Here is a 434-nt window from a genome sequence, read left to right as displayed (position 1 = left end):
CAGGTGTCGGACGACCTGCGGCAGGTGTTCCTGACCGGCGGACGCCAGGGCGACGTGTTCTACAGAGACCGCTGGTCCCACGACAAGGTCGTGCGCTCCACCCACGGCGTGAACTGCACCGGGTCCTGCTCCTGGAAGGTCTACGTCAAGGACGGCATCATCACCTGGGAGACCCAGCAGACCGACTACCCCTCCGTCGGCCCCGACTCCCCCGAGTACGAACCCCGCGGCTGCCCCCGCGGCGCCGCGTTCTCCTGGTACACCTACTCCCCCACCCGCGTGCGCTACCCCTACGTCCGCGGCACCCTGCTCGACCTGTACCGGCGCGCCAAGAGCACGGTCGGGGGCGACCCGGTGCTCGCCTGGGAGATGCTCACCTCCGACCCCGACGCCGCCCGCGCCTACAAGTCGGCGCGCGGCAAGGGCGGGCTCGT

General features: G+C 71.0%; 1 pseudogene. It reads left to right on the top strand.

Annotated features, from left to right (window positions below):
• A pseudogene (locus tag AC6CH9_RS20825) lies at window positions 1-434 on the top strand (nitrate reductase subunit alpha); the annotation flags it as partial.

The organism is Cellulosimicrobium sp. GQ32, assembly GCF_059758455.1.
The sequence above is the reverse complement of the archived record's forward strand: the minus strand, read 5'-3'. Positions and strand labels throughout refer to the sequence as shown.